The organism is Palleronia sp. (genome assembly GCF_042089775.1).
Lineage (GTDB): Bacteria > Pseudomonadota > Alphaproteobacteria > Rhodobacterales > Rhodobacteraceae > Palleronia.
The window spans coordinates 1-5,594 of the sequence record NZ_JBELKF010000138.1 but is presented as its reverse complement, the minus strand read 5'-3'; the positions used below and the strand labels follow the sequence as shown (position 1 = coordinate 5,594).

At 67.7% G+C, this 5,594-nt stretch carries 6 protein-coding genes; 5 read left to right on the top strand and 1 reads right to left on the bottom strand.

Annotated features, from left to right (window positions below; all coding sequences use genetic code 11):
- The 3 genes from ACFDS3_RS18505 to ACFDS3_RS18495 all read left to right on the top strand — a co-directional run.
- A partial coding sequence (locus ACFDS3_RS18505; RefSeq protein ID WP_375263821.1) for an ImmA/IrrE family metallo-endopeptidase occupies nucleotides 1-841 on the top strand: 841 nt, incomplete at its 5' end.
- A 148-nt stretch (nucleotides 842-989) separates the two neighbouring features.
- Nucleotides 990-1,427, top strand: a complete 438-nt coding sequence (gene mscL, locus ACFDS3_RS18500; protein WP_375263820.1) for a large conductance mechanosensitive channel protein MscL — start codon at nucleotides 990-992, stop codon at nucleotides 1,425-1,427.
- A gap of 69 nt (nucleotides 1,428-1,496) precedes the next feature.
- Entirely contained in the window at nucleotides 1,497-2,168 is a 672-nt protein-coding gene (locus ACFDS3_RS18495) for a hemolysin III family protein (RefSeq protein WP_375263819.1), read from the top strand.
- On the opposite strand, the gene ACFDS3_RS18490 is transcribed toward ACFDS3_RS18495, so the two are convergent.
- Entirely contained in the window at nucleotides 2,165-2,608 is a 444-nt protein-coding gene (locus ACFDS3_RS18490) for a GNAT family N-acetyltransferase (protein ID WP_375263818.1), read from the bottom strand. The two genes, ACFDS3_RS18495 and ACFDS3_RS18490, sit on opposite strands and share 4 nt — an antisense overlap.
- 41 nt (nucleotides 2,609-2,649) lie before the next feature.
- Between ACFDS3_RS18490 and ACFDS3_RS18485 the strand changes: the two genes are divergently transcribed.
- Both ACFDS3_RS18485 and ACFDS3_RS18480 read left to right on the top strand, forming a co-directional pair.
- A complete protein-coding gene (locus tag ACFDS3_RS18485) occupies nucleotides 2,650-2,862 on the top strand; it encodes a hypothetical protein (RefSeq protein WP_375263817.1) in 213 nt (70 codons plus the stop codon).
- 125 nt (nucleotides 2,863-2,987) lie between these two features.
- On the top strand, nucleotides 2,988-5,594 hold a 2,607-nt coding region (locus tag ACFDS3_RS18480; protein WP_375263822.1), incomplete at its 3' end, for a chromosome segregation SMC family protein.

Here is a 5,594-nt window from a genome sequence, read left to right as displayed (position 1 = left end):
ATCACTTCGATCCGCCTCTGGCTCCGCCATTTGTCAACATGACCTAGCGGCTGGCTCAATGGGATACTTTTTGTCGGCTTGGCTGGACCGGAACTTCGACTTGCCGGAGCCACAGATTCCTGACGCCCTAATGGGTGCGGACCCGGAGATCGCAGCGGCTGAGCTGCGGTCTCGTTGGGGTCTGGATCTTCGGCCGGTGGAATCGATGGTCCACTTGTTGGAGAGCAAAGGAGTGCGGGTGTTCTCGCTAAGCGAGGATACATCTCGGTTGAATGCTTACGCGACTTGGCTCGCGATCGTTCCGATGGTCTTTCTGGACACCTTCAAAAGCGCCGAGGCTAGCCGCTTTGACGCTGCTCACGAGCTCGGCCACTTAGTCTTGCATCGAGACCTCGCCGAGAGTGATGAGAACGAAGACGAAGCAAACAGGTTCGCTGCGGCGTTCTTGATGCCGCGCCAGGATATCATCGCGCACCGTGTCTATCCGACGCTGCCGAAGCTGGTCGCGGCGAAGAAGCGGTGGCGGGTCGCTTTGTCGGCTTTGGTGCGCAGGTATAAGGACACTGGCCTTATAGGCGAGGATCGGGCGCGGTTTCTGTACATCCAGATGTCGCGTCGCGGCTACATGAAAAACGAACCCAGTCCGATCGAACGAGAGACCAGCGCCGTTTGGGAGCAAGTTCTACAAGAGCTTTGGAGAGAGCGCTCTGGCCGGGAGCGCATCGTGTCGGAAATCTGTATTCCTATCGAGATCGTATCATCGTCGACCTTTTCAGGCGCACAATTTCCGCAGGCTTCTGGGTTTGGGAAGGGTGAAGGCGGCTTGCGGGTCGTGGGTTAGACGCGTCGATCGAATCCAGTTCGCTTGCTGCAGGTTTCGGTGTCCGATACTGCAGATTCCAGTGTCGCGCTACAACAGTCGCGCTACAACAGCACTGGCAGATTGCGCACCGCGGCCTAAACCTGAGGGAACAGAGCTACGGTGCATCATGATCCAGGAATTCAAGGACTTCATCGCCAAGGGCAACGTCATTGACCTTGCCGTCGGGATCATCATCGGTGCAGCGTTCACCGCCATCGTGCAAAGCCTTGTAAGTGACATCATCAATCCGCTGATCGGGCTCATCCTCGGGGGGATCGACTTCACCTCGATGTATGTCGTCCTTTCTGGCGAGGTGCCGGCGGGCGCTGGCCTCGACACGGCGCGCGAGGCGGGTGCGGCGATCTTCGCCTATGGCGCCTTCGTCACCGCGGTGATCAACTTCTTCATCATCGCGATGGTGGTGTTCATGCTGGTCAAGCTGGTGAACCGCATCAAGAAGACGGCGGAAAAGCCCGACGACGTTGCCCCCGAGGTGCATACCGGGCCGTCGCAGCTCGACGTGTTGATCGAGATCCGGGACACGCTGAAGAAGGATGGCGTCTGACATCCCGCCCGCGCCGCAATCACCGAACGGTGCAATGAAATCTACACACACGTGCTCTAGGTTAGGGGCATGACCCGGGATACCCTCAATCGGTTCGCGCGGGCCGAGCGTCTGTCGGACGCCGCCGTGCATCTCATCGGGCTGGCGTTTGCGCTGGCGGCGGTGCCCGTGCTCGTGCGGCTCAGCATCGAGCGGCGCGGAGAGGTCGCTGTCGTCACCGCCGTTGCGATCTACGGGACGACCCTGCTGGCGATGCTGGGTTGTTCGGCCCTTTACAACATGACGCGCGAGAACCGCTTTACCCCGGTTTTCCGGCGGCTCGACCATTCCGCGATCTACCTCAAGATCGCCGGCAGCTTCACGCCGCTGGCGGCTATGACGGGGGGCGGGGGCATGGCCTTTCTTGCCGGGCTCTGGGCCGTGGCGATCGGGGGATCGTCGCTCAAGATCATCGCGCCGGACAGGCTGCGATGGCTGGGGCTGTCGCTGTATCTGGGCATGGGGTGGGTCGGCGTCTGGGTCGGGCGCGATATCCTGGCGGGGCTGACGCCGGGTGCCGTCACGCTGATCGCCTCGGCGGGCGTGCTTTATACCGTCGGCGTCCTGTTCTTCCTGTGGGAGCGGCTGCCGTTCCACACCGCGATCTGGCATGGCTTCGTGGTGGTGGCGTCGGGGCTGCTCTATGCCGCGATGTGCCTTGAGGTCACGCGCCAGCTCGGCGCCGTCGCATCCCTCGGCTAGAGCCGCTTTTCCATGAAGATCGAGCTTGTGCCCGCGATGTAGTCGCCGAAGGCCCCGCAGGGTTCGAAGCCCGCACGGGCGTAAAGGCGGCAAGCCTCTTCCAACGCGGCACCGGTCTCGAGCCGCAGAAGCGGCAGGCCCTTCGCCCGCGCCTCCGCCTCGACCGCCGAAAGCAGCCGCGCCCCGATCCCAAGGCCGCGCACCTCTGGCGCGACAAACATGCCCTTCACCTCGCCGCAACCGTGGCGCAGAGCCAGCGCGGCGGTACCGACGACGGCTCCGCCGGATCGCGCGGCCCACATGGTGATGTCGGACTCGCTGCCGGTCAGCCCATGATTGTCCTCGGCCGCGAAAAGGCGCGCCATCAGTGCGGCGCTGTCGGCCAGACACCGCCGAACGCCGGGCTCCATCGGGTCGCAGGGATGAACCGTGATCTCCATTCCCGCGTTTCTGCCGGGAACAAGCGCGGAAGGGAATGGCCATGAGCCACGACAGCGACAAGAACGAGAAGACCCACAACAACGAAAAGACCAAGAAGGCGGACTTTGGCCCCCAAGGTGTCGAGCCTGGACATGAAAGCGGCACCGGCAAGACGAAATTCGACAAGCCGGCAAACGAAGCCGACGATACGGCCACGGACGAGCGCCGGGCCAAGCCGATCCGTGGCCCCGAGCCGCATCGCGGCAACGACTAGATCGGCGGATCTGCGCCATATCTTGTGGATAACGCCGGCAAGATAGCCCCCATATTGGGCAGCCTGCGTTGACATGCCCCTGCCGAGCCCCGATCATGTCGGGACTCGATCATTCCGGCAGGTTCATGCAGTTTACGCGTCTCCGTCTCAACGGGTTCAAATCCTTTGTCGACCCCACCGACCTGGTAATCCAGGCCGGGCTGACGGGCGTGGTCGGGCCGAACGGCTGCGGCAAGTCGAACCTTCTCGAGGCGCTCCGGTGGGTCATGGGCGAGAATCGCCCCACCGCCATGCGCGGCGGCGGGATGGAAGACGTGATCTTCGCCGGCACCGCCACCCGCGCATCCCGCAATTTCGCCGAGGTTTCGCTGTCGATCGACAACGCGGATCGGCTTGCCCCGGCGCAGTTCAACGATGCAGACGTGGTCGAGATCGTCCGTCGCATCACCCGCGACGCCGGCAGCGCCTACAGGGTGCAGGGCAAGGATGTGCGGGCGCGTGACGTGCAGATGCTGTTCGCCGACGCGGCGACCGGCGCGACCTCTCCGGCGCTGGTGCGGCAGGGGCAGATCAGCGAGCTGATCCACGCCAAGCCCAAGAACCGCCGGCGCATCCTCGAGGATGCCGCGGGGATCGCGGGCCTCTACCAGAGGCGCCACGAGGCCGAACTGAAGCTGAAGGGCGCCGAGGCGAACCTTGCGCGGCTCGACGATACGGTGGACCAGCTGGCGCAGCAGCTGAACTCGCTTGCGCGGCAGGCCAAGCAGGCGGCGCGCTACCGCGAGATCGGCGAGCAGTTGCGCCGGGCCGAGGGACTGCTGCTCTACCGGCGCTGGCGTGAAGCCTCCGAAGCCATGGATCGGGCGCGGGCCCTGCTGCAAGAGCGATCGGGCGCGGCCGCCGCCGCTGAAGCTGCGGCAGAGGCGGCGACCGAGGCGCGCGAGGCGGCCGACGCCGCCATGCCAGCCCTGCGCGAAGAAGACGCCGTGGGCCGTGCGCTGGTCCAGAAGCTCGAGGTTGAGGCCGCGTCCCACGCGGACCAGGCGCGGCAGGCGGACGAGATGATCCAGCGCCTGTCGGGGCGGCTGCGGCAGATCCAGAAAGACATCGACCGCGAAACGGCGCTGAACGCCGATGCGGACGATTCGGTCGCGCGTCTGGAGGACGAGCGGGTCGAACTGATCGATGCCGGCGAGGACCACGAAGCCGACCTGGAAGGCGCCACCGAAGCTGCCGAGGAGGCCGCCCGCGTCCTGGGCGAGCGCGAGGGCGCGCTGGCCACCCTGACCGAGGACGTCGCCCGCCTTGCCGCACGCCACCAGTCGGCCGAGCGCCTCGTCGCCGACTGCCGCAAGGGCCTCGCCCGGGCCGAGGCTGCCGCCGAGCATGCGCGCGCCGCCGTCCATCAGGCTGAAACCGCGCGCCGCGAGGCGGTCGATCGCGTGGCCGAGGCCGAGGCGCAGCAGGACGACGCCACCGACCGCGCCGCCAATGCCGACGCCGCGCTGCAGGACGCCGAGGCCGCACGCACGATCGTGCAGTCCGAAGAGGCCGACGCCCGCGCTGCCCGCGCCGCGGTCGAGAGCGAGCGTCAGGCCCTCCGCGCGGAACACCAGGCGCTCAGCCGTCTCGTTGCGCGGGACGCCGGACAGGGCGACACGGTGATGGACCTTGTCCGTGTCGACTCCGGCTACGAGGCTGCGCTTGGGGCCGCGCTGGCCGACGATCTGCGCGCTCCCCTGACAGAGGACGGAACGGGCTGGACCCGCCTGCCGGATTACGACCGCGCGGCCCCGCTGCCCGAGGGCGCCGAGCCGCTGTCTACACACGTCACGGCTCCGTCCGAACTCGGCCGGCGCATTGCGCAGGTTGGTCTGGTCACGGCCGGGCAGGGGGCCGCGATGCAGGCGGCGCTGCAGCCGGGGCAGCGCTTTGTCAGCCGCGAGGGACACCTGTGGCGCTGGGACGGCTTCCGCGCCCGCCCCGAGGATGCGCCTGGGCAGGCGGCGCTGCGGCTTCAGCAGAAGAACCGTCTTGCCGTGCTGGACGACGAGCTGGCCGAACTCGACGCCCGCGCCGAAGCCGCTGCCGAGGCGCACGCCGCGCTCGAAGCGCGCCTCGCGGCCCTGACCACCGCTGACCGCGATGCACGCGAGGCGCGCCGCACCGCCGACGCGCGGGTCGCCGAACTCGCCCGCAGCCTGTCCCGCGCCGCGGCGGATCGTGACCTGGCCGAGGGGCGGCTGCAGTCGGCCCGCGATGCCGTCGCCCGGCACGAGACCGAGGCGCAGAGCGCGCGACAGAGCCTTGCCGAGGCCGAGAAGGGGATGGAGGGGCTCGCCGATCTCGGCAGCCTGCGCCGCCGCGTCGACGACATGAAGATGGCGGTCGAAGCCGCGCGCATGACCACAATGGCCAAGCGGGCCGCCCATGACGAGCTGAAGCGCGAGGGCGAGGCGCGGGCGAAGCGCCTCGCCGCCATCGACCGCGAACTGATCTCGTGGCGCGGTCGGCTCGACAACGCTGGTGGTCGGCTGGGCGACCTGACGGCCCGGCGCGAGCGGACCGAGCGTGAGCTGGCCGAGGCCGAGCGTGCGCCCCGCGCCATCTCCGAGGCGCAGGCCAGGACCGGCCGCGCCCTGGCCGAGGCCACGGCCCGCGCCGAGGCGGCCGCCGCGGCCCTGCGCGAGGGCGAGGCGCGCCAGTCCGACGCCGCCGCGACCGAGCGGCAG